The sequence below is a fragment of the Nocardioides bruguierae genome (assembly GCF_023554635.1).
Lineage (GTDB): Bacteria > Actinomycetota > Actinomycetes > Propionibacteriales > Nocardioidaceae > Nocardioides > Nocardioides bruguierae.
Genome location: NZ_JAMJPH010000006.1, coordinates 148,318 through 172,560, shown reverse-complemented (window position 1 = coordinate 172,560; position 24,243 = coordinate 148,318). Strand labels below are relative to the sequence as shown.

Annotated in this window: 26 protein-coding genes; 17 read left to right on the top strand and 9 right to left on the bottom strand. The window is 74.3% G+C overall.

The window, feature by feature from the left end:
• Positions 1–106 precede the first annotated feature (106 nt).
• Positions 107–532 (bottom strand): Fur family transcriptional regulator, encoded by a 426-nt coding sequence (locus M8316_RS05585; RefSeq protein WP_250052762.1) that lies wholly within the window; start codon positions 530–532, stop codon positions 107–109.
• A 41-nt stretch (positions 533–573) separates the two neighbouring features.
• Positions 574–1,695 (bottom strand): NAD(P)-binding domain-containing protein, encoded by a 1,122-nt coding sequence (locus tag M8316_RS05580; RefSeq protein WP_250052760.1) that lies wholly within the window; start codon positions 1,693–1,695, stop codon positions 574–576.
• Positions 1,696–1,745: 50 nt separating this feature from the next.
• On the opposite strand from M8316_RS05580, the gene M8316_RS05575 reads away from it, so the two are divergent.
• From M8316_RS05575 to M8316_RS05540, 8 genes are all read left to right on the top strand, one after another.
• Positions 1,746–2,327: a hypothetical protein gene (locus tag M8316_RS05575; protein WP_250052758.1), complete on the top strand. Its 582-nt coding sequence runs from the start codon at positions 1,746–1,748 to the stop codon at positions 2,325–2,327.
• 68 nt (positions 2,328–2,395) lie between these two features.
• A complete protein-coding gene (locus M8316_RS05570; protein ID WP_250052756.1) occupies positions 2,396–3,136 on the top strand; it encodes an ABC transporter ATP-binding protein in 741 nt (246 codons plus the stop codon).
• A 29-nt stretch (positions 3,137–3,165) separates the two neighbouring features.
• Positions 3,166–4,674 (top strand): multicopper oxidase family protein, encoded by a 1,509-nt coding sequence (locus tag M8316_RS05565; protein ID WP_250052754.1) that lies wholly within the window; start codon positions 3,166–3,168, stop codon positions 4,672–4,674.
• A gap of 32 nt (positions 4,675–4,706) precedes the next feature.
• Positions 4,707–5,174: a DUF6153 family protein gene (locus M8316_RS05560; protein WP_250052752.1), complete on the top strand. Its 468-nt coding sequence runs from the start codon at positions 4,707–4,709 to the stop codon at positions 5,172–5,174.
• 74 nt (positions 5,175–5,248) lie between these two features.
• Positions 5,249–5,827 (top strand): DUF305 domain-containing protein, encoded by a 579-nt coding sequence (locus M8316_RS05555; protein WP_308195965.1) that lies wholly within the window; start codon positions 5,249–5,251, stop codon positions 5,825–5,827.
• Positions 5,824–6,651, top strand: a complete 828-nt coding sequence (locus M8316_RS05550; protein ID WP_250052750.1) for a F510_1955 family glycosylhydrolase — start codon at positions 5,824–5,826, stop codon at positions 6,649–6,651. Before M8316_RS05555 ends, M8316_RS05550 begins: the two co-directional genes overlap by 4 nt.
• Positions 6,652–6,714: 63 nt before the next feature.
• A complete protein-coding gene (locus M8316_RS05545; RefSeq protein ID WP_250052748.1) occupies positions 6,715–7,254 on the top strand; it encodes a glycine cleavage system transcriptional repressor in 540 nt (179 codons plus the stop codon).
• 10 nt (positions 7,255–7,264) lie between these two features.
• Positions 7,265–8,392, top strand: a complete 1,128-nt coding sequence (locus M8316_RS05540; protein WP_250052746.1) for a YihY/virulence factor BrkB family protein — start codon at positions 7,265–7,267, stop codon at positions 8,390–8,392.
• 21 nt (positions 8,393–8,413) lie between these two features.
• Here the strand turns inward: M8316_RS05540 and M8316_RS05535 are convergent, their stop codons facing one another.
• A complete protein-coding gene (locus tag M8316_RS05535) occupies positions 8,414–10,693 on the bottom strand; it encodes an MMPL family transporter (RefSeq protein WP_250052744.1) in 2,280 nt (759 codons plus the stop codon).
• A gap of 139 nt (positions 10,694–10,832) precedes the next feature.
• On the opposite strand from M8316_RS05535, the gene M8316_RS05530 reads away from it, so the two are divergent.
• From M8316_RS05530 to M8316_RS05510, 5 genes are all read left to right on the top strand, one after another.
• Positions 10,833–11,456: a TetR/AcrR family transcriptional regulator gene (locus M8316_RS05530; protein WP_250052742.1), complete on the top strand. Its 624-nt coding sequence runs from the start codon at positions 10,833–10,835 to the stop codon at positions 11,454–11,456.
• Positions 11,457–11,535: 79 nt separating this feature from the next.
• Positions 11,536–11,931: a DUF302 domain-containing protein gene (locus M8316_RS05525; protein WP_250052740.1), complete on the top strand. Its 396-nt coding sequence runs from the start codon at positions 11,536–11,538 to the stop codon at positions 11,929–11,931.
• 4 nt (positions 11,932–11,935) lie between these two features.
• The gene (locus M8316_RS05520) at positions 11,936–12,418 is read left to right on the top strand and encodes a MerR family transcriptional regulator (protein WP_250052739.1); all 483 of its coding nucleotides are present in this window, start codon (positions 11,936–11,938) and stop codon (positions 12,416–12,418) included.
• Positions 12,419–12,440: 22 nt separating this feature from the next.
• Positions 12,441–13,943 (top strand): SulP family inorganic anion transporter, encoded by a 1,503-nt coding sequence (locus M8316_RS05515; RefSeq protein WP_250052738.1) that lies wholly within the window; start codon positions 12,441–12,443, stop codon positions 13,941–13,943.
• A gap of 49 nt (positions 13,944–13,992) precedes the next feature.
• Positions 13,993–14,646 carry a DUF6198 family protein gene (locus M8316_RS05510; RefSeq protein ID WP_250052737.1) on the top strand — a complete coding sequence of 218 codons (654 nt, stop codon included), beginning with the start codon at positions 13,993–13,995 and terminating at the stop codon, positions 14,644–14,646.
• A 35-nt stretch (positions 14,647–14,681) separates the two neighbouring features.
• Here M8316_RS05510 and M8316_RS05505 read toward each other — a convergent pair whose 3' ends face one another.
• From M8316_RS05505 to M8316_RS05495, 3 genes are all read right to left on the bottom strand, one after another.
• The gene (locus M8316_RS05505) at positions 14,682–15,890 is read right to left on the bottom strand and encodes an NAD(P)/FAD-dependent oxidoreductase (RefSeq protein ID WP_250052736.1); all 1,209 of its coding nucleotides are present in this window, start codon (positions 15,888–15,890) and stop codon (positions 14,682–14,684) included.
• 26 nt (positions 15,891–15,916) lie between these two features.
• Positions 15,917–16,723, bottom strand: coding sequence for an SDR family NAD(P)-dependent oxidoreductase (locus M8316_RS05500; protein ID WP_250052735.1), 807 nt, complete (start codon positions 16,721–16,723; stop codon positions 15,917–15,919).
• 183 nt (positions 16,724–16,906) lie between these two features.
• On the bottom strand, positions 16,907–18,436 hold the full coding sequence (locus M8316_RS05495; protein WP_250052734.1) for an MXAN_6640 family putative metalloprotease: 1,530 nt from the start codon (positions 18,434–18,436) through the stop codon (positions 16,907–16,909).
• A gap of 223 nt (positions 18,437–18,659) precedes the next feature.
• Here M8316_RS05495 and M8316_RS05490 point away from each other — a divergent pair, with 223 nt between their 5' ends.
• The 3 genes from M8316_RS05490 (at position 18,660) to M8316_RS05480 (ending at position 21,283) form a co-directional block, all read left to right on the top strand.
• Positions 18,660–20,009 carry a DUF445 domain-containing protein gene (locus tag M8316_RS05490; protein ID WP_250052733.1) on the top strand — a complete coding sequence of 450 codons (1,350 nt, stop codon included), beginning with the start codon at positions 18,660–18,662 and terminating at the stop codon, positions 20,007–20,009.
• A gap of 94 nt (positions 20,010–20,103) precedes the next feature.
• Positions 20,104–20,349 carry an RNA-binding S4 domain-containing protein gene (locus M8316_RS05485; protein ID WP_250052731.1) on the top strand — a complete coding sequence of 82 codons (246 nt, stop codon included), beginning with the start codon at positions 20,104–20,106 and terminating at the stop codon, positions 20,347–20,349.
• A 229-nt stretch (positions 20,350–20,578) separates the two neighbouring features.
• Positions 20,579–21,283 (top strand): riboflavin kinase, encoded by a 705-nt coding sequence (locus M8316_RS05480; protein ID WP_250052729.1) that lies wholly within the window; start codon positions 20,579–20,581, stop codon positions 21,281–21,283.
• 79 nt (positions 21,284–21,362) lie between these two features.
• Here the strand turns inward: M8316_RS05480 and M8316_RS05475 are convergent, their stop codons facing one another.
• On the bottom strand, positions 21,363–21,731 hold the full coding sequence (locus M8316_RS05475; RefSeq protein ID WP_250052727.1) for an FKBP-type peptidyl-prolyl cis-trans isomerase: 369 nt from the start codon (positions 21,729–21,731) through the stop codon (positions 21,363–21,365).
• A 61-nt stretch (positions 21,732–21,792) separates the two neighbouring features.
• Positions 21,793–22,224 (bottom strand): CBS domain-containing protein, encoded by a 432-nt coding sequence (locus M8316_RS05470; RefSeq protein ID WP_250052725.1) that lies wholly within the window; start codon positions 22,222–22,224, stop codon positions 21,793–21,795.
• A gap of 188 nt (positions 22,225–22,412) precedes the next feature.
• Here M8316_RS05470 and lepB point away from each other — a divergent pair, with 188 nt between their 5' ends.
• Entirely contained in the window at positions 22,413–23,213 is an 801-nt protein-coding gene (gene lepB / locus M8316_RS05465; protein WP_250052723.1) for a signal peptidase I, read from the top strand.
• A gap of 36 nt (positions 23,214–23,249) precedes the next feature.
• On the opposite strand, the gene M8316_RS05460 is transcribed toward lepB, so the two are convergent.
• On the bottom strand, positions 23,250–24,170 hold the full coding sequence (locus M8316_RS05460; RefSeq protein ID WP_308195964.1) for a DICT sensory domain-containing protein: 921 nt from the start codon (positions 24,168–24,170) through the stop codon (positions 23,250–23,252).
• Positions 24,171–24,243: the final 73 nt, after the last annotated feature.

The window sequence follows — 24,243 nt, the reverse complement described above, 5'->3', positions numbered from 1 at the left end:
GCCTTCGCCCCGCGCGCTCGTCGGCCGATCCGGTCACCGGGGTCACCACGAGGGACGCGCCCGGTGAGGCGGACGACCGAGGACCGACAGGGGAGGGCCGGAAGGCTCAGGCCTGGGCGGCGGTGCAGCCCCCGCAGAGCCCGAACAGCTCCACGACGTGGGTGACCTGGCTGAAGCCGTTCGCCTCGGCCGCCTGCTCCGCCCAGGTCTCCACGCCGGGGCCGTCCACCTCGACGGTGAGGCCGCAGCTGCGGCAGACGAGGTGGTGGTGGTGCCGCTCGCCGCACTTGCGGTAGAGCGTGCCGCCGTCGTCCGTGCGCAGGGTGTCGACCTCGCCGGACTCGGCGAGGGTCTGGAGGCCGCGGTAGACGGTGGCCAGGCCGATGCGGGAGCCACCCGCGCGCAGCTGGTCGTGCAGCTGCTGGGCGCTCACGAAGGACTCGGTGCCCTCGAGGTGCTCGCGCAGCGCGCGGCGCTGCGGGGTGTCGCGGCGGACGGCGTCGGTGCCCGTGCTGCTGGCCTGCGGAGACATGAGACTCATTCTACGCAGGAGCCCCAGCGCGGTCGCAGTCCTCAGGCCTCCTCGTCGAGGGCGGTGACCAGCGCGGTCGCCAGGTCGCGTGCGGGGCGCCCGACCCCCACCAGGGTGGCCGAGGCGGCGCCGCACCAGTCGCCGTAGCCGAGGAACCACAGGCGCGGGTCGTCGGCGGAGCGCACGGGGAACGGCGACCCCGGGGGCGCGGACGCGGCGGGGTGCCCGCCACGCCAGGTCAGGCCGAGGCCACGCAGGTGGTCGAGGGCCGGCCGGAACCCGGTGGCGAGCACCACGGCGTCGAACCGCTCGGTGCTGCCGTCGGGCCACTGCACCCCGTCCGGGGTGAACCGGGCCGGCATCGCGCGGGCGACCAGGCCGCCCTCGTCCCGCGCCCGGCGCACCGACGCGACGGCCACGACGTCGCCCAGCGAGCCGACCCCCGCGTGCTCCTCGCCCGCCGCGCGGGCAGCCACGGCCTGGCTGGCGACCTCGAACAACGTGCGCCCGTCGACGTCGTCGGGCAGGAACCGCGGCGGGCGGCGGGCGGCCCACCGGACGACGGCGGCGGTGCCGAGCAGGTCGGCGGCGATCTGGGCGGCCGAGTTGCCGCCCCCGACCACCAGCACGCGGGCGTCCTCGAGGGACTCCGCGTCGCGGTAGTCCCGGGTGTGCAGCACCTGGCCGCGGAAGGTGCCGAGCCCGGGCAGGGAGGCGATGAAGCGGCGGTCCCACGTGCCGGTCGCGTTGACCACGTGGCGGGCGTCGAGCACCCCGTCGTCCGTGCGCAGGACCAGGCCCCCTGCACGGCCGGCGGTGAGCGAGAAGACCCGCACCGGGCGGCGCACGTCCAGCCCGAACCGGCGCTCGTGGTCGGTGAGGTACTCCACCACGTGCGCGGCGTCGGGATACTCCTCCGACGTGCCCGGCATGAGGCGGCCCGGCAGGGAGCTGTGCTCGGCGGGGGAGAAGAGGTGCAGCGTCGGCCACATGTCCTGCCAGGCGCCGCCCGGGGCCGGGTGGGCGTCGAGGACCACCACGCGCAGCGGCGGCAGCCCCCGGGCCGTGCGGCCGCGCTCGATCCGGCGCAGGTGGTAGCCGAAGGCCAGCGCCGACTGGCCGCCACCGATCACGGCGACGTCGACGGAGGCAGGCAGGTCCACCCGTCCAACCTAGAGGGGCGGCGTCGGCGGTCGTTGCTAGCGTCCCCGGCATGTCTGTCACCGCCGAGGGTCGCTCGCTGCCTGCCCGGGCGGCCGTGCGCGCGCTCGCCCTCGCTGCCCTGCTCCCGCTGGCGGCGTGCACGAGCGGCGCGGACCCGGACGGGGACGCCGACGTCGTCGAGCGCGGGGCGGTGGCCGTCGCGGTCACGGTGGAGGACGGGCGGCTGCTGGTGCAGCGGCGCGACGAGGGGACGTGGTCCGACCCGAGTGACGTCGGGGCCGTGCCCACCGGCCACGCCTACACCTCGTCGGCCGTCGGCGTCGGCGGGGACACCGTCGCGGTCGTCCTGGAGACGGCGGCGACGAGCCTGCCGGAGGGCGACGACGCCGACGACCTCAGCAGCGGGCTGCTGGCGGTCTCGACGGGTCCCGACGCCGGCTGGGACACCCACGACGCCGACCCGCTCCACGAGGCGTTCGTGCTGGAGGACGGGTCGGCGGTCTTCACCGGGTACGGGTCCGACGACGGGGGCGACGGAGCCGAGGACCGGGTGCTGGTCTGGCGCGGAGGCACCTTCGACGTGGAGCCGTACGCCGAGGTCCAGGACGAGGTCGAGCAGCTGCTCGGTTGAGCCCGGTGGACCGGACCACGGCCTTTCGGCCCTGATCCTTCGGCCCCCTCGGGGCGTTCGCTGGGGGCATGACCCATCGTGACTCCGCGCGCGGCCCCGACGCGCCGGTCGACCCTGACGCGTCCCCCCGGCCGGCGCTCGACGAGCCGGTGCTCCGGGTGGCCGGGCTGACGCTGGCCGGCGACGAGGCGGCCCGGACCGGCGGCGAGGAGCTGCACGGGGTGGACCTCGAGGTGCACGCCGGCACCCTGCACGCGGCCGTGGGGGCACGCGGGGCCGGGACGAGGGCGCTGGTCGCCTGGCTGTCGGTCCAGGACGCGTCCACCGGCCCGGTGGCCCGGGTCGGCGTCGCCCACGACCCGGCGACGCTGCCCGGCCCCACCCCGCGCGACGCCCTGCGGCTCTCGGCCGGGCTGGTGCCGGACGGTGCGGACGAGGCCCTGCTGACCGGGCTCGTGGCGACGCTCGGGCTGGAGCCGCTGCTCGACCGGGACCCGGGGTCCCTGGCCGCCGGGGAGCGGCTGCGGGTGGGACTGGCCTCGGCGGCCGCCCGTCGCCCCGCGGTGCTGGTCGTGGACCACCCGGAGGCGGCACTGGACCCGACGTCCCTGGTCGACCTTGCGGACCGGCTGCACGGCCTCGTCCGCACGCTCGGGCTGACCGTCCTCGTGGGCACCGGGGACGCGGTGCTCGCCCGGGACGCCGACGCCGTCACCGTGCTCTCCCACGGCCGGGTCGTCGAGCGTCTCGGCCACCCCACGCCCCGGCAGGTGCGGGTGCTGGCCACCGAGCTGCTGCCGCGCGGCTGAGCCGTCCGGTCGGCGAGGAGGTGGTGGCGGTGACCCAGCCGATCGGCCGCCGGGCGCTGCTCGGCGGAGCGGGCGTGGTCGCGCTGGGTGCGGCCGGTGGCTGGTGGTGGGTGGCCCGGGAGTCGTCGGACCCCGCCGCGGTCACGGGCGCCGCACTCGTGGAGCCGCAGGTGCACACCTCGACCGGTGGGCTGCTGGACGTGCGCCTCGTCGCCTCGGAGGAGGTCCGTGCCCTGGCGGGCTCGGACGTGCGCTGCCTCGGGTACGGGGCGTCGGTGCCGGGGCCGACGCTGCGGGTGGCCCCGGGGGACACCCTGCGGGTGCTCCTCGTCAACGACCTCGACGAGCCGACCAACCTGCACGTGCACGGGCTGCAGGTCTCACCCACCGGCGCCTCCGACGACGTGTTCGTCAGCGTGGCGCCGGGGCAGCAGCACCAGTACGTCTACGAGATCGGTGAGGACCACCCGACCGGCACCTTCTGGTACCACGCGCACCACCACGGCTCAGTGGCCGACCAGGTCTGGCGAGGCCTGTTCGGGGCGCTGCTCGTGCTGGACCCGGCCGCCTCCGCGCGGACGGAGCGGGTGCTGGTGGTCTCCGACGTCACCCTGGCCGGTGGGGCGGTCGCCGGCGTCACCAGGCACGACCGGATGGCCGGGCGCGAGGGCGCGCTGGTGCTGGTCGACGGCCAGTCGGCCCCGGAGGTGGTCGGTGCCCCGGGCACGGTGGAGCGGTGGCGCGTCGTGAACGCGTGCACGTCGCGGTACCTGCGACCGCTGCTCTCGACCGTGGGGGCCGCGGCGGTGGCGGGTGCCGGGGTGGTGGCCCGCGACGGGCGGGACCTGGCCTCGGGTCTCGGCGTGGGTGAGGTCGTGGTGCCGCCGGGCGGCCGGGCCGACCTGCTCGTGCCGGTCGGCCAGGAGGACCTCGTGCTCACCACCGCGCCGGTCGACCGTGGGGCGGGCACTGGTGGGACGGCGGGCGGGGGGATGGGCGGCATGATGGGCGGGATGATGGGCGGCGGCGCCTCGGACGAGCAGCCCTCCACCCTGCTGACGCTGCGAGCCACGGGGCCCGTTGCCCCTCCCTCGTCCACGTCCTCGATCGACGCCTCGACCACCGCCCCGCCCCGCGACCTGCGCGACGTCGAGCCCGACCGCCGTCGCACGCTGATGCTCACCTCGGGGATGGGGATGGGGCAGGGGATGGGCGGGGGGATGCTGTTCGGCATCGACGGGCGGACCTTCGAGCCCGGACGCACCGACCAGACCGTCACGCTCGGCACGGTGGAGGAGTGGACGCTGGTCAACGACACGACGATGGACCACCCGTTCCACCTGCACGTGTGGCCCATGCAGGTCCTGGACGGCGGGGAGACGCCGCTCCTGCTGGACACCGTCGACGTGCCGGCCGGGGAACGGGTGGTGGTGCGGGTCGCGTTCGACGACTTCCCCGGCCGGACGGTCTACCACTGTCACGTCCTGGACCACGAGGACCTCGGCATGATGGGCACCCTGGAGGCCCTGCGCCCGTGACCGCGGGCCGGACTGGTCCGTACCCTGGTCGCGTGACCTCCCCGACCGCCGTCCCCGGCAGCACCGGCGCGCGCCGTGCTGCGCTGGTGGTCGTCGTCGGGCTGCTGGCCGTGGGCGTGCTGCTCATGCACGCGGTCTCCGGCCACACCGGGCACGGCGCGGCCGAGCACGGCACGGCGACGGGCCACGCCGAGGTGGCCGCCTCGGCCCCCGAGCACGTCGGCTGGATGGTCACCGCGGCCGGCGCGGCCGTGGAGGTGACCGTGGCGGACACGGTCACCTGCGTGGGCTCCGCGCTCTCCGGGGTGGCCGGCTCCCACGGGGGCGTCCTCGGCGGGTGCCTGGCGCTGCTGACGCTGCTCCTGCTCCTGCTGGCGGCGCACCGTACCCCGGTCTGGCGCCTGCGCCGCGACCCCGGTGCGCCCGTGGACCCGCCGCTGCGCGCACCCTCCGGTGCCGCGGCTCCCGACCTGCACGCCCTCTCGGTCCTGCGCTGCTGAGCGGCCCGGCGACGCTCCGGCGTCGCCGTCGTCCGCACCAGCGCCACCACACCGCACCGAGAAGGAGCACTCCCGTGCCCGCACGCACCCCTGCCCGCAGCACCTCCGCCTGGGCCCGCGCCGCCCTGCTGGTCGCCGTCCTCCCCGCCGCAGCGCTCACCGCCTGTGCCGACGACGGCACGCCCGAGGCACAGTTCAACGACGCCGACGTGGCCTTCGTCAGCGGCATGCTGCCCCACCACTCCCAGGCCATCGACATGGTGGAGATGTCGGCCGGGCGCGACCTGCGACCCGCGGTCGCCGACCTGATGGCCGACGTCGAGGCCGCGCAGGCCCCCGAGATCGAGACCATGACGCAGTGGCTGGAGGAGTGGGGAGTGGAGACCGCCGACGACGGCCACGCCCACGAGCACGGCAGCGAGGACCTCACCGACTCGATGATGACCGCCCAGGACATGGCCGATCTCGAGGACGCCGGCGACCGCGCGTTCGAGCGCCTGTGGCTGGAGCTGATGATCGAGCACCACGAGGGCGCCGTCGCCATGGCCGAGACCGAGCTGGCCGATGGCACCAACCCCGACGCCCAGGACATGGCCCAGGACATCGTGGACTCCCAGTCCGCCGAGATCACGCTGATGGAGGGCCTGCTGTGAGGGCCTCCCTCGCCGCCGGCCTGGCGCTGGGTGGCCTCGCGCTGGCGGGGCTCTCCGCCTGCGGCGCCGACGAGGGTCCCGACGCCGGGGTCGACCTGACCCACGTGCACGGCATCGCGGTCGACCCCGTCGACCCGGGCACCGTGCTGATCGCCACCCACGAGGGGCTCGTGGCCTGGGACGGCGACGAGACGGCCCGCGTCGGCGACATCTCCAGCGACCTCATGGGCTTCGCCGTGGGCGGCGACCGGCTCTACGCCAGCGGCCACCCCGGCGAGGACGAGGAGGGGCCGGGCAACCTCGGCCTCATCAGCTCCGGAGACGACGGGGCGTCGTGGGCGGAGGTCTCCCTCGGGGGCACCGTCGACTTCCACGCCCTCGACGCCTGGGACGGCGGCGTCGTCGGCTTCGACGGCGCTTCGGGGTCGGTCCTGGTCTCCGAGGACGAGGGCTCGTCGTGGACGACCGTGGCGACCGACGTGGCCGTCGCCGACCTGGCCGCCGACGACGGCCGGATCGTCGCGACCACGGGCAACGGGCCGCAGCTGAGCACCGACGGTGGCGCCACGTTCACGCCGCTGCCCGACGCCCCGCTGCTGGTCCTCGTCGACCTGACCCCGGACGGCACCCTCGTCGGGGTCGGCGTCGACGGCGTCCTGCACACCAGCGAGGACCTGAGCACCTGGACGGAGGGCGCCGCGGTCGACGGCGAGCTCCGCGCCCTCGCGGCCGGGCCGGACGGGCACGTCTGGGTCGCCACGAGCCAGGGGCTCGCACGCAGCAGCGACGACGGCGCGACGCTGGAGACCGTCACCGCCTGGTAGTCGGCGCCGTCGGCCACCCGCCGAGGGGCACCGGGCCGTGGCGGGAGGCACTAGCCTCCCGCCATGGCCACCCTCGTGCTCACCGTCATCGGCGACGACCGCGCCGGCCTCGTCTCCGCCCTCTCCGCGGCGATCTCCGACCACCGCGGCTCTTGGCAGCGCTCCGAGATGGCGCGGCTGGCAGGCAAGTTCGCCGGTGTCGTCCTCGTGGACGTCCCCGACAGGCAGGTGGTGGCGCTGGAGGCCGCGCTGGTCGACCTGTCGGCGGCCGGCCTCACGGTCGGGGTCGCGCCCGCCCAGCCGGAGAGCCGGCCCGAGGACGCCGCGGGCGTCGACCACTGGTACCTGCACCTGGTCGGGCAGGACCGCCCCGGGATCCTGGCCGAGGTCTCCGCGGCGCTGGCCGGCCACGGGGTCGGCATCGAGGAGCTGGCCACCTCGGTCACCGAGGCCCCGATGGCGGGCGGCCTGCTGTTCGAGGTCGAGGCCCGGCTGAGCGTGCCGGCCGACCTGCACGCGGCGGCGGTGAGCGGCCCGCTGGAGCAGTTGGCCGACGAGCTGATGGTCGACCTCACGATGGGGCCCGGCACCGACCAGACCTGAGGTTCCTGGGATGAGCGCCGTGCCGGACAGGGACGAGGACCGCTCGACGAGCCGGCGGCTCGAGCGTCGCGCACGCCGTCTGCGTCGCGCCGGGCGCCAGGTGGGGGACCGGGTCACCGGCCAGGTCCGCGAGCGTCGGGACGAGGCGGAGCGCCGCGCCCTCGCGCACGCCGACCGGGTGCGCGACCGGCTCCCGCGCCCGCTGCGGGCCGTGTGGGACCTGACGGTGGTGACGGTCCGCGAGACCTTCGACGACCGGGTGCCCGGGCTGGCGGCGGAGACGGCGCTGTTCACGCTCATCTCGCTGCCGGCGCTGCTGCTGGTGCTGCTCGGCTCGCTGGGCTACGTCGCGGCGGCGCTGGACGCCGAGAACACCCAGCAGCTGGAGACGGTGGTCTACGGGCTGCCGTCCACGGTGCTCTCCGACTCCACCTACGCGGCCTACTCCGACGTCGCCGAGCAGGTGCTCTCCCAGGGCCGCGCGGACGTGGCGGGCATCGGCCTGGTGCTGGCGCTGTGGACCGGGTCGCGGGCGGTCAACCGCTCCCTGGAGACGATCGTGATCGCCTACGACGCCGAGGCCGAGGCCCGCTCCGGCTGGAAGCGGCGCATCCTCGCGTTCTTCCTGACGGTCGCCGGGCTGGTGGGCGCCGTGGCGATCCTGCCGCTGCTGGTGCTCGGGCCCCGGCTGCTGCGCGCACTGGTGCCGGACGGCACGGCGAACGCGCTGCTGGACGCCACGTCCTGGCTCTACTACCCGGCGCTGGGCCTGCTGGTGATGGCCGCCCTGACGACGCTCTACCACGTCGGCGTCCCGTGGCGGACGCCCTGGCGCCGGGACCTGCCGGGAGCCGTGCTGGCGATGGTCGGCTGGGTCCTCGCGGCGGCCGGGCTGCGGGCCTACCTGCTGGTCAGCGGCACCGGTGACGTCGCGTACCGGCAGATGGGCACCCCGATCGCGGTGGTGCTGTGGCTGTGGATCTCGGCGATCGTGGTGCTGGTCGGGGCGGAGCTCAACGCCGAGATCGAGCGGATGTGGCCCACCACGGACCAGGGGCGACTGCGCCGCGCGGACCAGGGCGGCGGCGATCCGGAGCAGCGACGCCGGGCCGGGCGGGAGCCCGACCCGGCGTCGTGAGGCGCGCGGGGACCGCCTGCGTCAGTCGGCCGAACCGGTGGGGGAGTCGACCGTCGAGCCGGCACCCGTGCTGCGCGGCGCGTGGCCGAGCCGGCGCACGAGCCCCTCGCCCTCGATGTCGAGGTTGGGCAGCACCTTGGCCAGCCAGCGGGGCATCCACCAGATCCGCTCACCGATGATCGCCATCACGGCCGGCACGATGAGCATGCGGACCAGGAACGCGTCGGCCAGCACGCCGATCGCCAGCGCGAAGCCGATCGACTTGATGATCACGTCGTCGGCCAGCGCGAAGCCCGCGAACACGCCGATCATGATCAACGCGGCGGCCACCACGACCCGGGAGCTGTGCTGGAAGCCGTCGATCACCGCGCGACGGGCCTCGGTGCCGTGCACCCAGGCCTCGCGCATCCGGGTCACGAGGAACACCTCGTAGTCCATCGCCAGGCCGAACAGGATGCCGGTGAGCAGGATGGGCAGCAGGAACATCACCGGCGACTCGCCGTCGAGCCCGATGACGGAGCCGAGCCAGCCCCACTGGAAGACGGCCACGGTCGCGCCCAGCGAGATGCCCACCGAGAGCAGGAAGCCGAGGGCAGCCTTGAGCGGCACCAGCAGGGAGCGGAAGACCAGCACCAGCAGGACGAAGGCCAGGCCCACCACGACCAGCAGGTACTTCGGGAACGCGGCGGCCAGCTCGTCGGAGATGTCGACCCCGACGGCGGTCTGACCGGTCACCAGCGCGCGGGCGCCGGTCTCGTCCTCGAGGTCGGCCAGGGTGCTGCGGATGTCGCTGACCAGGTCCTTGGTGGCCTGGTCCGAGGGGCCGGAGGAGGGGATGACCGTGATGGTGGCGAACTGGACCGCGTCCAGCTGCTGGGCGAAGGCCTGCTGGGCCTTCGCGGAGTCGCTGGTCACGGCCGGCACGATCGCGGTGACGTCGTTGGAGACGCCGCCCAGCTCGGCGAAGGCCGTCTGGTAGGCCGCGGCCGGGTCGTCGGCGCCGGCGGTGTCGACCACGACGACCAGCGGGCCGTTGAAGCCGGGGCCGAAGTTGTCGGAGATCAGGTCGTAGGCGACGCGGGCGTCGCTGCCCTCGGCGGCGGTGCCGTTGTCGGGCAGGGCCAGCTCCATCGAGGCCACGGGGATCGAGATGACGGCGGCGAGGACCACGCCGCCGATGACGGCGGGCCACCGGAACCGGCTGAGGAACGTTGCCCAGCGGGTGCCGAGGTGCTCCTTGGCGGGTGCGGTGCCGGTCGCCTCGGCCTTCTCCTCGGCGACCTCGCGCCGGGCGGCGCGGCCGATGGCCCGGGACCCGCCGAACCCGAGGATCGCGGGCAGCAGCGTCAGCGAGAGCAGCACCGTGACGGCGACCATGGCGGCGGCGGCGAGACCCATCTGGGTCAGGAAGCCGATGCCGACGACCGAGAGGCCGGCCAGCGCGATGATGACGGTGAGGCCCGCGAAGATCACGGCCGAGCCGGCGGTGCCGACGGCGACGCCGGCGGCCTCCTCCCGGTCGCGGCCCTGGGCCACCTCGTGCTGGTAGCGGGACATGATGAACAGCGCGTAGTCGATGCCGACGGCCAGGCCGAGCATGGAGCCCAGCGCCGGGGTGGTCGAGGAGAGCTCCACGAAGCCGGTGAGCACGGTGATGCCCAGGAAGCCGATGCCGACGCCGATGAGCGCGGTCAGCAGGGGCATGCCCGCGGCCACGAGCGAGCCGAAGGTCAGCGAGAGGACCACGAGGGCCACCACGATGCCGATCACCTCGCCCACCGGCGGAGCGGTCTCCGGTGCCACGGCGTCGCCGCCCACGGCGACGAGCAGGCCGGCGTCCTCGCCGGTGGTCTTCACGTCGTCGAGGGCGTCGCGGTCGGCCTCGGTCATCTCGATCGCCTGGACGGTGTAGGAGACCGAGGCGTAGGCGACCGTGCCGTCCTGGCTGATGGTGCCGGTGGTGAACGGGTCCGAGACGCTCACGACGTCCTCGGTCTGCACGGCGGCCAGCGCGTCGCTCACGGCCTGCTGGTTGGCGGGGTCGGTGAGCGTCTCGCCGTCCGGGGCCTGGAAGACCACCTGCGCCGTCGCGCCGTCGATGCCGGAGTCGGGGGTGCGGTCCTCGATCAGGGAGAACGCGTCGGTCGACTCGATCCCGTCCAGCTCGAAGTTGTCGGAGGTCTCACCCCCCAGCGTGGTCGCGCCGATGCCCACGGCGACCAGGAGGGCCAGCCACAGGCTCGCCACCAGTCGGCGGTGCCGGAACGAGCCCCTTCCGAGTCGGAACAGGTGCCATGCCATCGCGGGTCCTCCATCAGGGTTCGGGTCCGCCGGTCGATCCACAGGTGTGTCTCGATCACACCATCGGTCGGCGACAGGGTCGAGTGTAGGCAAATCTGGGAGTAACTCCCAAGATGGGAGTTACTGTTAGCATGCCCACATGGGACTGCGTGAGGAGAACGCCGCGAGGACGCGGCGCACCATCCTGGACGTCGCTCTCGGCCTGTTCCTCGACCATGGCTACGAGAGCACGACGATGGAGGAGATCGCCGCGGCCGCCGGCGTCGGCTCCTCGACCCTCTACCGCTACTTCGCCTCCAAGGACCTCCTGCTGGTCGAGCCGCTCCAGGTGGTCGGGCGTCTCGCGGACGCCCTGCTGCGACGTCCCGAGCAGGAGCCGATCGAGGTGGCGCTGGGGGAGATGCTGCTGGACGTGCTCGCGGCGCCCCGCGAGCACAGCCTGGTGACGCGCGCCCAGGCCGTCGTCCACGCCACCCCGTCCGTGCGCGGCCGGGTGCTGGAGCTGGTCGCCGACGAGCGCCGCGAGCTGGAGCAGGCCGTGCTCGCGCGGATGGGCCGCGAGCGCGGCGACCTCCAGGCGCTGATGACGGCCCGCACGGCCGGCCTGGTCCTGGAGTACTACTCCGAGCTCTCCGAGCAGATGCAGGCCGACGGGGTCTGGACGCCCGAGGTCGAGGTGCGCCGCGAGGGCATCGCCGTGCACCTGCGCGAGACGCTCGCCCGCCTGACGGTCGCGCCGCCGCTGCTGCCTCGGCTCCCGTGAGGGCGGCCCGCCCGGGTCCTCGCTAGGGTCGGGGCAAGCCCGGCGGCGACCGGGACGTCGCAGACCCGTGGAGCGTGTCATGGCCTCGTTCACCCTCATCCGCACCCTCGACCGCCCGTGGGCCGAGACCGTCGAGGCGACCCGGGCCGCCCTGGCCGAGCAGGGCTTCGGCGTGCTCACCGAGATCGACATGCAGGCCACGCTCAAGGCCAAGATCGACGTCGACATCGCGCCCCAGGTCATCCTCGGGGCCTGCCGTCCGCCGCTGGCCCACGCGGCCATCCAGGCCGAGCCGTCGATCGCCGCCGTCCTGCCGTGCAACGTCGTCGTCCGCGAGACCGAGGCCGGCACCGTCGTCGAGGCGTTCGACCCCCAGGCCATGGTGGGCCTCGCCGGCGTGGACGCGGACGCGCCGCTGTGCGGCGTGGCCGAGGACGCCCGGACGCGGCTCCAGGCCGCGCTCGCCGCGCTCTGACCCGGTGTCGCTGCTCCAGATCGGCGAGGTCGCCGAGCGCGTCGGGCTGAGCCTGCGCAGCATCCGCTACTACGAGGAGATGCGTCTCGTCGTGCCCGCGGACCGCTCCGCCGGCGGGTTCCGGCTCTACGCCGACGCCGACGTGGACCGCCTGCTGCTGATCAAGCGGATGAAGCCGCTCGGCTTCCCGCTCGAGGCCATGCGGGACCTGCTGGAGGTCGTCGACGCCCTGGACGCCGGCGCGGCCGGTGCGCAGCGCGCGGCGCTGCTCGAGCGGCTGGCCGCCGTCCACGCCCAGGCCACCGAGCGCGCGGAGAAGGCGCGCCGCGAGCTGGGCATGGCCGAGGAGTTCGCGACGGGTCTCGGGGACCGTCTGGAGGCGCTGTCCGACGCCCCGGCCGGCGTGCCGATCGACGGTCCGACCCACGGAGCAGGTGTCCCGGATCACACCACGGAGTCGACCTCGGGGAGTTCAACCCTTCCGTAACGGAAGGGTAGGGTCACGGCACGTGTCAGCCACCGCCACCTCGACCGTGACCGACGACCCCGAGGGCCACCTCGTCCGGACCGTCCTCCGCAGCCCGCGCCTCCTGCGCCGTGAGCTCGTGGCCGGCCTGGTCGTCGCCCTCGCCCTCATCCCCGAGGCGATCTCGTTCTCGATCATCGCCGGCGTCGACCCGCGCCTCGGCCTGTTCGCCTCGTTCACGATGGCCGTGACCATCGCGATCGTCGGTGGCCGCCCCGCGATGATCTCGGCCGCCACCGGCGCCGTCGCGCTCGTGGTGGCGCCCGTGGCGCTGAACTACGGCGTCGACTACCTCATCGCCACGGTGCTGCTGGCCGGCCTCTTCCAGATCGTGCTGGGCGTGCTGGGCGTGGCCAAGCTGATGCGGTTCGTGCCGCGCTCGGTCATGGTCGGCTTCGTCAACGCGCTGGCGATCCTCATCTTCACCGCGCAGCTGCCCAACCTCATCGACGTGCCGTGGGCGGTCTACCCGATGGTGGCGCTCGGGCTGCTGATCATCGTCGGCATGCCGCGGGTGACCCAGCTGGTGCCGGGGCCGCTGGTCGCCATCGTCATCATCACCGCCATCGTCCTGGCCAGCGGGATGTCGCTGCCGAACGTCGGCGACGAGGGCGCGCTGCCGGAGTCCCTGCCGTCCCTGGTGATCCCCGACGTGCCGTTCTCCCTCGACACGCTCGAGATCATCGCCCCCTACGCCCTGGCGATGGCGCTGGTCGGCCTGCTCGAGTCCCTGATGACCGCCAAGTTCGTCGACGACATCACCGACTCCGGCTCGTCCAAGACCCGCGAGGCCTGGGGCCAGGGCGTGGCCAACATCGTCACCGGTGCGTTCGGCGGCATGGGCGGCTGCGCGATGATCGGCCAGACCATGATCAACGTGCGCATCTCCGGCGCGCGCAGCCGGCTCTCCACCTTCAGCGCCGGCGTGCTGCTGCTGATCCTGGTCGTGGGCCTCGGCGACCTGGTGGCCCGCATCCCGATGGCCGCGCTGGTCGCGGTGATGATCATGGTCTCGGTCGGCACCTTCGACTGGCACAGCCTGCGCACGCTGCACTCCATGCCGCGCAGCGAGACCGCCGTCATGCTCGCCACGGTCGTGGTCACCGTCCTCACCCACAACCTCGCCTACGGCGTCATCGTGGGTGTGCTCATCGCCTCGGTGCTCTTCGCCCAGCGGGTGGCCCACCTGGCCCGCGTCGAGCGCGCGGTGGTCGTCGAGGACGGGGCCGAGGTGGCCCGCTACACCGTCAGCGGTGAGCTGTTCTTCGCCTCCAGCAACGACCTCTACGCGCAGTTCCACTACGCGGAGGACCCGGATCGCGTCGTCATCGACCTGACCGACTCCCACATCTGGGACGCCTCGACCGTCGCGGCGCTCGACTCGGTCACCACGAAGTACGGCCGCAAGGGCAAGACGGTGGAGATCCACGGGCTCAACGAGGACTCGACCGCACGCCACGAGCGGCTCTCGGGCAACCTCGGCTGACGGCCCGCTCGTTTTGGCAGGACGCGGTCGCGAGCCCGACCCTGGGCACGTGACCGCGTCCCAGCCCGAGACCCCGACCCCGGCGCAGGGACCCTCGCAGGCCCCCGCCGTCGTCCCGCACTCCCGCCTGGAGAACGTGCTGGGCGTGCTGACGGGCACCTGGACGGTGAGCTTCGGCGTCTCGCTGCTGACCCACGTCGGCGCGGTCACCGGTGGCACCGCGGGCCTCGCGATCGTCGTCTCCTACGCGCTCGGCCTGCCCTTCGGCGTCATGTTCGTGCTGGTGAACCTGCCGTTCTTCGCCGTCGCGGTGTTCACCAAGGGCTGGCAGTTCACCGTGCGCAGCCTCGTCTCGGTCGTGCTGGTCTCGGTCTTCGCCAGCGCGCACGCGCACTTCGCGGTGCTGGGGGACCTGGCCTCCCCGTACGCGGTGCTCACCGGCAACCTGCTGGTCGGCATCGGCCTGCTGATCGTCTTCCGGCACGGCTCGAGCCTCGGCGGCTTCAACATCGTGGCGCTGCTCGCCCAGGAGCGGCTCGGCCTGCGCGCCGGCTACGTGCAGATGGTGCTCGACGTGTGCGTGGTGCTGGCCGGCTTCGCCGTGCAGGCGCCCGCCATCGTCCTGCTCTCCGCCGTGGGCGCGGCGCTGCTCAACCTCGTGCTCGCGATCAACCACCGCCCGGGCCGGTACACCGGGGCCTGAGGGGCCCCGGGCACCGGCCCGACGGAAGCGGTCGCTCAGCCGAGCGCGCCGGCCAGGTCGGAGGCGTCCGCGGGGCGGCTGTGGCGCGCGAGCAGCGCGACCGCGTCCTCCGTCCTGCCGAAGACGTTCCAGCCGAGCACGCCGACCACCTCGTCGTCGGTGAGGTAGTAGACGATCCGGCCGCCGTCGCCGGCGTCCTCCACGAACGTCTCCAGCGAGGCGTCGAGCGTGCCCACGGCCTCGTAGCCGAGGTCGAAGAGGTCGGAGTAGAACATCGGCGTGTGGTCGTAGACCTCCTCCGCGCCGGCCAGGTTGCGGCCGGCGACGGCGCCCATGGTGGTGGCGTTGTCGACGTGCTCCACGCGGCGCAGGCCCAGCACGGCGTCCGGGTAGGTCACCACGTCGCCGCAGGCCCACACGTCGGGCGCGGAGGTGCGCAGCCGGTCGTCGACGAGGATGCTGCCGTCCTCGGCTCGCCGCAGCGATCCCGACAGGAAGCCGGTGGCCGGCTCGATGCCGAGCCCCACGACCGCCACGTCGGCCTCCACGACGGACCCGTCGGAGAGGTTGAGCCGCACGCCGTCACCCTCCTCGTCCCCGTCGGTGACCCGCGCCCCGGCGAGCACGGTCGCACCGTGGGAGCGGAACTCCTGGTCCAGCTCGCGCGCGAGCTCGGTGGGGTAGGTCTTCTCACCGAGCACCTCGTCGGGGTGGACGAGGGTGACCTGGCAGCCCTCGCCCAGCATCGCGGCGGCGATCTCGGTGCCGATGTAGCCGCCACCCACGACGGCGACGTGCGGCTTGACGTCGGCCAGGCCGTCCCCGGAGGTCAGCGCGCGCAGGCGCTCGTAGTCGCGCAGCGAGCGGTAGTACAGCACCCGCTCGCCCTCGGGCAGACCCTCGAGCGTGCGCGGGTGCCCACCGGTCGCGACCAGCAGCCGGCCGTAGGAGTAGGTGTCACCGTTGGCGCAGGTCACCGACCGGGCATCGGTGTCGACCCCGACGACACGGTGCTCGAGCAGCACGTCGGCGCGGGCCGCCTCGACGGTGCCGAGCCAGTTCTCGTCCCGCGTGAAGTCGGGGTCGGTCCACAGCTTCTTGCTCAGCGCCGGCCGGGGGAACGGCTGGGTGGGCTCCTCGGACAGGATGCCGATGGTGCCGTTCTCGTCCTTCTCGCGGATCGCCTGCGCGGCGGCGTCGGCGCTCATGCCGCCGCCGATGATCAGGTAGTCGTAGCGCGTCATGGCTCTCTCCTCTCGTCGGGGCCGGGTCAGATCGTCGCCACCGAGCCGGCGTCGACCCGGTAGTTGGAGCCGTTGACGAAGCTGGCGGCCTCGGAGCACAGGAAGACGATGACGTTGGCGACCTCGTCGGGCTCGCCGCGGCGACCCAGCTCCATGTGCGGGCGCTGGTCGGAGAGGAACGTCTCGACGGCCTCGTCGAAGGACATGTCCTCCATCTTCGAGCGGCGCTCCATCATCTTGTCCGTCATCGGCGTGTGGATGAAGGCGGGGGAGACGCAGTTGACCAGCAGGCCCTCGCCCGCGTAGGTCTGCGAGAGGCCCTTGGCGAAGGCGAGGACGCCGGCCTTGGCCGAGCAGTAGGGGATCTCGTCGTCGTAGGGCTGCACGGCGTCCTCGGAGGCGAGGAAGACCGCGCGGCCCCAGCCGCCGCGGCGCAGCGCGGGCAGCACGGCGCGGGTCACGCGGACCGGCGCGAGCAGGTCGGTGGTGAGGGTGGAGACCCAGCCCTCGTCGTCGATCTCGTGGAAGAGGCCCTGCGCGCCGGTCACGCCCGCGCAGTGCACCAGGATGTCGAGCGAGCCGCCGTCGAGGATCTCCTCGACCCGCGCGCCGAGGGCCTGGCAGGCCTCGTCGGTGGAGAGGTCGGCGGTGACCGTGTGCAGGCGGCCCTCCGGCGCCTCGAGCTTCTCCGCGGACGCGGCGAGCGACTGCTCGTCCATGTCGCTGAGGATGACGGTGGCGCCCTCGTCGAGCAGCAGTCGGGCGGTGTTCCAGCCGATGCCGGAGTCGCCTCCGGTGACGAGCGCGGTGCGGCCGGTGATGCCGAGGTCCATGCGGGAGTCCTTCCGTGTCCTCCGCGCGGGCGGACCGCGCGGAGGGGTGCTGGTGGGTTCTCCTCCTCGGTTCCCCGCACCGCGCCCGCTCGCCCTCACCCGAGGGGGAGCCATCCGTTCGGACGAACCTCGACAGGTGACCCGGCGCCCGCCGGCGTCAGCTGGCCCCGTCAGCTGGCCCCGTCAGCCCACCGGCGTGGCGGTGACCGTGAGGGTCTGCTCGAGCCCGTCGTCGCGGGGGCTGCCCTCGCAGGACCAGACCGAGCCGCGGTCGCAGCGGTACCGGGTCGAGGCGTTGACCAGCGTGACGGAGACGGCCTGCACGGTGCCGTGGTCGAACGGCACCGAGACGGACGCCAGCCCCGCCTCGTCCGCCGTGACGAGGCGGCGGGTGAGGGTGCCGTCAGCCCGTCGCACGACCACGACGTAGGCGGCGGAGGCGACCTCCGCGCGCTGGGCGTCGACCTCGACCACGAGCCGGTAGCCGTCGGTGACCCGGGAGGCCGGTCGGACCAGGACGGAGCTGCTGGTCAGGTGGTCGAGCGTGCTGGTGCGGGTCCAGGTGGGGGTGCCGACCCCCAGGGTGTGGGTCTCGACGGGGGCGCTCGGCCAGGTGCGGCCCTCCTCGTACGCGCGGCCGGGGGTGAGGTTGTCGGCCGCGAACCGGGCGTAGGCGCGGACGAAGCCGCGCTCGGGGGCCAGGGCGCGGGTCGTGGCGCGGATCGAGAAGGTCTGCCCCGCCCCCGCGTAGGCCCCGGCCTGCCGCCAGGCACGGCGGACGACGGCGGCGTTCGCCTCGTCCTGCACGTGCTGCCAGAACGCCCACTGCCCGTAGACGGCGAGCGATCCGGGGGTGGACTCGTCGAGCGGCAGCTCGGGATGCCGCACCTGGCCCGCCCGCAGGTACTGGCGGTTGTCGTCGACCTTGTCGGCGACGACCTCCTCCATCCACGTGGCGGTGGACTCCATGAACCAGGCGTCCTCGGTGTAGTCGTAGGCGAACTGCACGGCGTGGAAGAACTCGTGGGCAGCCGTCACCCGCAGGGTCTCGGCCGGGGCGGCCCCGTACTCGGCGCGGGCGAAGTCGTCGTCGAGCACGCAGTAGCCGCCGCCCACCTGCGGGCGCGCGGTGAGCCGGAAGTCGGGCGCGCAGTAGCCGTAGAGGCCCTGGTCGGCGAGCTGCGTCAGGTAGACGTCGAACCGGCCGTCGCCGCCGTTGGCCGGCCGGCCGAGCGACCCGTCGCTCAGCGGCCGGCGGTAGCCCAGGCGCCCCACCTCGGTGGCCCACGTGGCCTCCATGACCTTCAGGGTGCGTCGCACCCACGCCAGCGTGGCGGCGTCCGGGCCGGAGGTGACGAAGTGGACGCACACGTGCTCGCGGCAACGGACCTTCGAGCCGCGGTCGAAGGCGTCGGAGTCCCAGGAGTCGGTCGGCCGCGCGAGCAGCGCGTCGGCGTCCTCGCGGTCGGTGGCCGACAGGTCGCCGCGCAGCAGGAACAGGTCGCGCAGCGCGAGGGTGGCGTCGAGGCCGGTGCCACGCGCCGGGACCTGCACGGTGCTTCCGCGGGAGGCGGTCTGCGGCGTCGCGGCGAGGGCCGCCCGCGCCGTGGCGAGCGCGGCTGCCGCGGGGGCGCTGGAGGCCTGGTCTTCTTCCGCGGCGGCCGGGGCGACGAGGACCAGCGCCGAGGCCAGCGACAGGACGAGCGCACTCACGAGCCCGCTCGCCGGCCCACGGAGCGGCCCCCCGAGGAGCCCGCGGGCGGGCGGGGTCGCGGGCGCAGCCGGGGAGACGGCCGACGGACGGGGCACGGGGCCTCCCGAGGTGAAGGACTGGGCCCGGGCGCGGTGGCACCGGGACCCGGGGTGGGGAGGCCGACTTTACCCGGCGGGCCCGCGTGCACGCCCGTGTCGCCGCGGCCGGGCATGATCGGGGGCGATGAGCACGCCAGCCAGCACGCCACCCAGTCCGTCCACCCCTCCGTCCGACCCTGCCGGGTCCCGCGGGCCCCGCGGCGCCCGCGCGCTCGGGGCCGGCCTGGTGGCGGGGGAGGAGGCGGACGCGCGCCGCGCCCGCGACCTACGGCGCTGGAAGCTGATCGCCCTGGGGCTGCTGCTCGTCGCCGCGATCACCTACGCGGTCACGCTGCCGTTCGAGGACCACTGGTTCTGGGGCTTCGTCAACGCCGGCGCCGAGGCGTCGATGGTCGGCGCGATGGCCGACTGGTTCGCGGTGACCGCGCTCTTCCGCCACCCGCTGGGCCTGCCGATCCCGCACACCGCCCTCATCCCGCGGCGCAAGGACGACCTGGGCGCGGGGCTCTCGGAGTTCGTCTCGGAGAACTTCCTGGCCGAGGACGTGGTGCGCGACCGTCTCGCCGCGGCCCGCGTCTCCGAGCGGGTGGGCACCTGGCTCTCGCGCCCCGAGGCCCGGCAGCGCCTGGTCGACGAGGGCTCGGACCTGCTCGGCACCGCCCTGGCCCGGGTCACCGACGAGCACGTGCGGCTGCTGGTCGAGGACGGCCTCGTGCCGCGCCTGCGCGACGAGCGGCTCGCGCCGCTGCTGGGCTCCATGCTCACCGAGGCGATGCGGGACGACCTGCACCACGGGGTCGTCGACCTCGTCCTCGACGAGATGCACGACTGGCTGCTCGCCAACCCCGCGACCGTGGCCGAGGTCGTGGAGGAGCGGGCCCCGTGGTGGGCCCCGCAGGGCGTCAACGAGATGGTCAGCAGCCGGCTGCACCGCGAGCTGGTGCGCTTCGTGGTCGACGTCCGCGACACCCCGGACCACCGCGCCCGCCGGGCCCTGGACTCGTGGCTGGCCCAGCTGGCGACGGACCTGGGGGAGGACACCGAGACCGCCGCCGCCACCGAGCGCCTCAAGGAGCGGTTGCTGGACCAGCCCCAGGTGGTGGCCACCGCCGTGTCGGTGTGGGACGCGCTGCGCCGCGCCCTGGTCGGCTCGCTGACCGACCCCGACGGCCTCGTGCGCGCCCGCGTTCTGGAGGAGGTGCGCCTGCTGGCCGAGCGGCTCGTGCAGGACGCGGACCTGCGCGCGCGTCTGGACGGGCTGGCCGCGGACGCGGTCGTGCACGTCGTGGGTCGGTACGGTCACGAGGCAGTCGGCATCATCAGCAGCACCATCCAGGGCTGGGACGGCCGCGAGGCCGCGCAGCGGATCGAGCTGCACGTCGGCAAGGACCTCCAGTTCATCCGGCTCAACGGCACCGTCGTCGGCGGCCTCGTCGGCGTCGTCATCCACGGTCTGGCCCTGCTCCTCGGCTGAGGCCCCGGGAGCGTCCGCCGGGGTGAGGGCCCGGAGTGTGCGCGGCGTGGGCGTGGAGTGGGTCCGTCGCGGCCCGGTGGGGGAGGATGAGCGGGTGCCGCAGCCCTTCGACGTCCCCATCCGCGACGAGGCGATCCGCCTCGGCCAGTTCCTGAAGCTGGCCTCGCTCATCGAGTCCGGCTCGGAGGCCAAGCAGGTGATCGGGGCCGGCCTGGTGCGCGTCAACGGCGAGGTCGAGGAGCGACGCGGGCGTCGGCTCGTCGTCGGGGACGTGGTGGAGGTCGGCGGCCAGGCCGCCCGCGTGAGCGACACGGACGCCGGCGACGACCTGCCCTGGTAGCCGTGCGCCGGTCCGCGCGGCCCGGCCGGGGCCCCGGACACCCCGACGCGGGGAGGAACTCTGTGGCCGCATTCGCGGCCGGACGCGCCTGACCTGCGGCGGAGCGTGTGTGTCACAGGCGCAATAGGCGCGTTACCCCCGAGTGAACCCGGCGCAATCCGCCGGGGGTGGACTACGGTCGTCGGCTGATCCGAGTGGCCGGCGCTCCCCGCACCCTGGAGGAACACCCGTGACGACCCTCGCCGCCCCCGTCGAGCTGAGCGCCCCCGCCTTCCCGAGCGCCGTGCACGGACCGCTCGTCGGTGTCGTGGAGCGCGGTGACCAGCGCGGCCGCGAGCTGGGCTTCCCGACGGCCAACGTCGGCGTCCCGCTCGACGGCGTCCGCGACGGCGTGTGGACCGCCACCGTGGTGATCGCCTGCGGCACCGAGCAGCGCGTCTGCGTGGCCGCCGTCTCCGTCGGGCGGCGCCCCACCTACTACCGCCGCCACGGCGAGCGACTGCTCGAGGCCCACCTCGTCGACTTCGACGGCGACCTGTACGGCTCCCGCGTGGTCGTGCGGCTGCACCGCCTGCTGCGCGGCCAGCGCCGGTTCAAGGGCTCGGCCGAGCTCGTCGCCCAGATGACCGCGGACGTCGAGAGCACCCGGGCCTGGGCCGTCGAGGCCGGCCTGGGTGACCTGCTCACCCAGGCCCCCGCGCACCCGCCCCGCCACGTCCGGGCCACCCGCGGCCGGGGCGCCTCGGGCACCGTCACCGCCGCCCGCGCGGGCCGCGCCCGTCAGCGGATCGTCGCGATCGCGCAGGCGCTCGGCGACCTCGGCCCCGAGCGTGCCGACCACGAGAGCATCGCCCGCGCCACCGGCATCCCGCTGCCCTACCTGCGGTGGGCCTACCCGTCGCTGGCCGACCTGCACGCCGTCCGCGGCGACTGAGCGGCCCCCGCCCCGGAACGCCACGAGGGCCCGCACCGACCGAGTCGGTGCGGGCCCTCGCACGTCGGGCGGGGTGGGGTCAGGAGACGCCCAGCAGGTCCACGACGAAGATCAGCGTCTCGCCGGGCTTGATGACGCCGCCGGCGCCGCGGTCGCCGTAGCCCAGGTGCGGCGGGATGACGAGCTTGCGGCGGCCGCCGACCTTCATCCCCTGCACGCCGGTGTCCCAGCCGGAGATGACCTGGCCGATGCCGAGGCGGAACTGCAGCGGCTGGCCGCGGTTCCACGAGGCGTCGAACTCCTCGCCGGTGGAGTGGGCGACGCCCACGTAGTGCACGGAGACGGCCTGGCCGGCCTGGGCCTCGTCGCCCTCACCGACGGTGATGTCCTCGATCATGAGGTCGGCGGGCGGGTCGAAGTCGGGGAAGTCGATCTCGGGCTTGTCCATGGGCGTGAGCCTACGCGGCGAGGGCGCCGGGGGCTGAAGTCCGGAGCCGGAGGCCGGGGCCTCAGCCCTGGTTGACGTAGGAGTCCAGGGCGTCGCGCTCGAACTGGAGGGCGTCGATCTTGTGCTTGACCAGGTCGCCGATCGAGACGATCCCGACGAGGGTGCCCTCGTCGAGCACCGGCACGTGCCGCACCCGCTGGTGGGTCATCTGCCCCAGCACGTCGTCCATCTCGTCGTCGGGGGTGCAGGTGTGGACGGCGCCGGTCATGATCGCGCCCACGTGGTTGTTCACGACCGTGCCGTCGTGGTGCAGGTGGCGGACGACGTCGCGCTCGCTGACGATGCCGAGCATCTCGCGTCCGTCGCGGCTCACCACGAGCGCGCCGACGTTGTGCTCGGCCAGCATGCCGAGCAGCGCCCGCACGCCGGCGTCCGGGTCGACGGTGAGGACGTCCTGGTGCTGCTTGGCGGCGAGGATCTCTCCGATACGCATGACGGGACGGTACTGGCGAACCCGGGCTGTGACCAGGCTCACAGTCGCGCGTCCCCAGCGCGGCCGGACCGCGGGGAGCGTGGTCGCCCTCGGCGCGATCGGGTGCTACGGCTCCGGTGTCGGAGTGGGCGGTATGGTCTGCCAGGCTGCCGGGACGCGGTGGCCGGACGAGCAGGGGACGAGGGCACGTGACCGAGGAGAACGCCGGCCCGTCGGCGGCCGACGAGGCGCCGACGGAGAAGAAGCGGATGCCGGTGTGGCAGGAGTCGATCCTGCTCCTGGTGCTGGCGGTCGTCCTCGCCATCCTCGTGAAGACGTTCCTCGTCCAGGCGTTCTACATCCCCTCCCGCTCCATGGAGCCGGGGCTGGAGGTCAACGACCGTATCCTCGTCCAGAAGCCCTCCTACTGGGGCTCCGGGGAGCCCGAGCGCGGCGACGTCATCGTCTTCGCCGACCCGGGCGGCTGGCTCGACGCCAACGAGGCCGTGACCGCCACCAACCCGCTCACCGAGGCGCTGAGCCGCATCGGGCTCTACCCGACCGGCGGGCACCTGGTGAAGCGCGTGATCGGGGTCGCGGGCGACACGATCCACTGCTGCGACGACCGCGGACGCCTGGAGATCAACGGCGTGCCGCTGGACTCCTCGGACGAGTGGATCGAGAACAACAGCCGCTGCGACGGCCCCATGGTCGGCGCCTGCGACTGGACCGCTGGGCCCGTCCCCGACGGGGAGCTGTTCGTGATGGGCGACCACCGCGACAACTCGGCGGACTCCAGCTACCACCTGCAGTGCACGAGCAAGGCGGAGACGTGCGACGCCTCGGACGCCTACGTGGACGTCGACCTGGTGGTCGGCAAGGTCTTCGCCCGGGTCTGGCCGGCCGACCGGTTCGGCCTGGTCGAGAAGCCGCCGGCCTTCGACCAGCTGGCCGAGACCCTCGCGGCGCGCGAGGAGGACGCCGAGCCCGCGACCTCCTCGGCTCCGTAACCGGTCCGTCCGGCCTGTGCCGCGAGGCCGTGGGCGTCAGTCCAGCGGACGGTGTCGGGCGGTGCGGTCCACGTAGCCCAGGACCCGGTTGAACAGCCGGGTCACCGCGGTGACGTCGACGTCCGGCGCAGCAGGCGAGGCGAGCGCCTGCGCGGCCGCACGCGCGCGGTCGGCCGCGGCGGGGGAGACGTCCTGGACGCCGGTGCCCGGCGACGCCAGGGCGCCCAGGGTCAGGCGGGCGGCGTCGCGGACGACGGCGGGCTCGACGCTCCACAGGGTCTCGAAGACCCGCTCCCGGTCGGGCCGGTCGGCCTGCCCCGGCGGCTCCCAGGCGGTCAGCACCATCGGCAGCCGCGGGTGGTCGTGCACCACCGCCCACTCCCGACGGAGGGGAGAGGCATCCGTCAGGCCGGCGAGGTCGGGGCCTGCCGTCTCCGCGTCGGAACCGCTCAGGCCGGCGCCGAGCGCGAAGCAGGACGCGGTGCCCGCCGCCAGGTCGCGCCACCGGGCCGCGGCGGAGCGGTAGTGCCGCTCGCGCTGGAACAGGCCGACCAGGTAGCCACCCTGCCCGGCCACGGCGAGGGCCTCGTCCTCGATGGCCCACGAGAGCCCGAGCAGCGTGGCCTTGGTCAGCCGCTGCGGAGCCAGCGCCGGGTGCCGCTCGCGCAGGTGCGCCCACAGCGAGACCGGGGCCGCTGCCTGCGTGGGGGAGGTCGCCTGCTCGGCCGCCACGGCGGCGTCGAGGCGCTGGCCCGCGTCGCGCCGGGCCAGGACACGACGGACGGCGGCGACGTCCGCGTCGGTGTAGCGGCGGTGCCCGCCGTCGAGCCGGACGGCCGTCGGGAACCCGTGCCGGGCCTCCCACATGCGCAGCGTCGCGGGGCTCACGCCGGTCCGCTCGGCCAGGTCCCCGATGCTCCAGGGGGCGGCTTGCGCAGACCTCAACGTTGTGTTCACAATCAGAGCGTAAACCTCAACACTGTGTTCGTGCCATCCGTGTCACGAGCGAGGATGAGGACGGGCTAGTCCG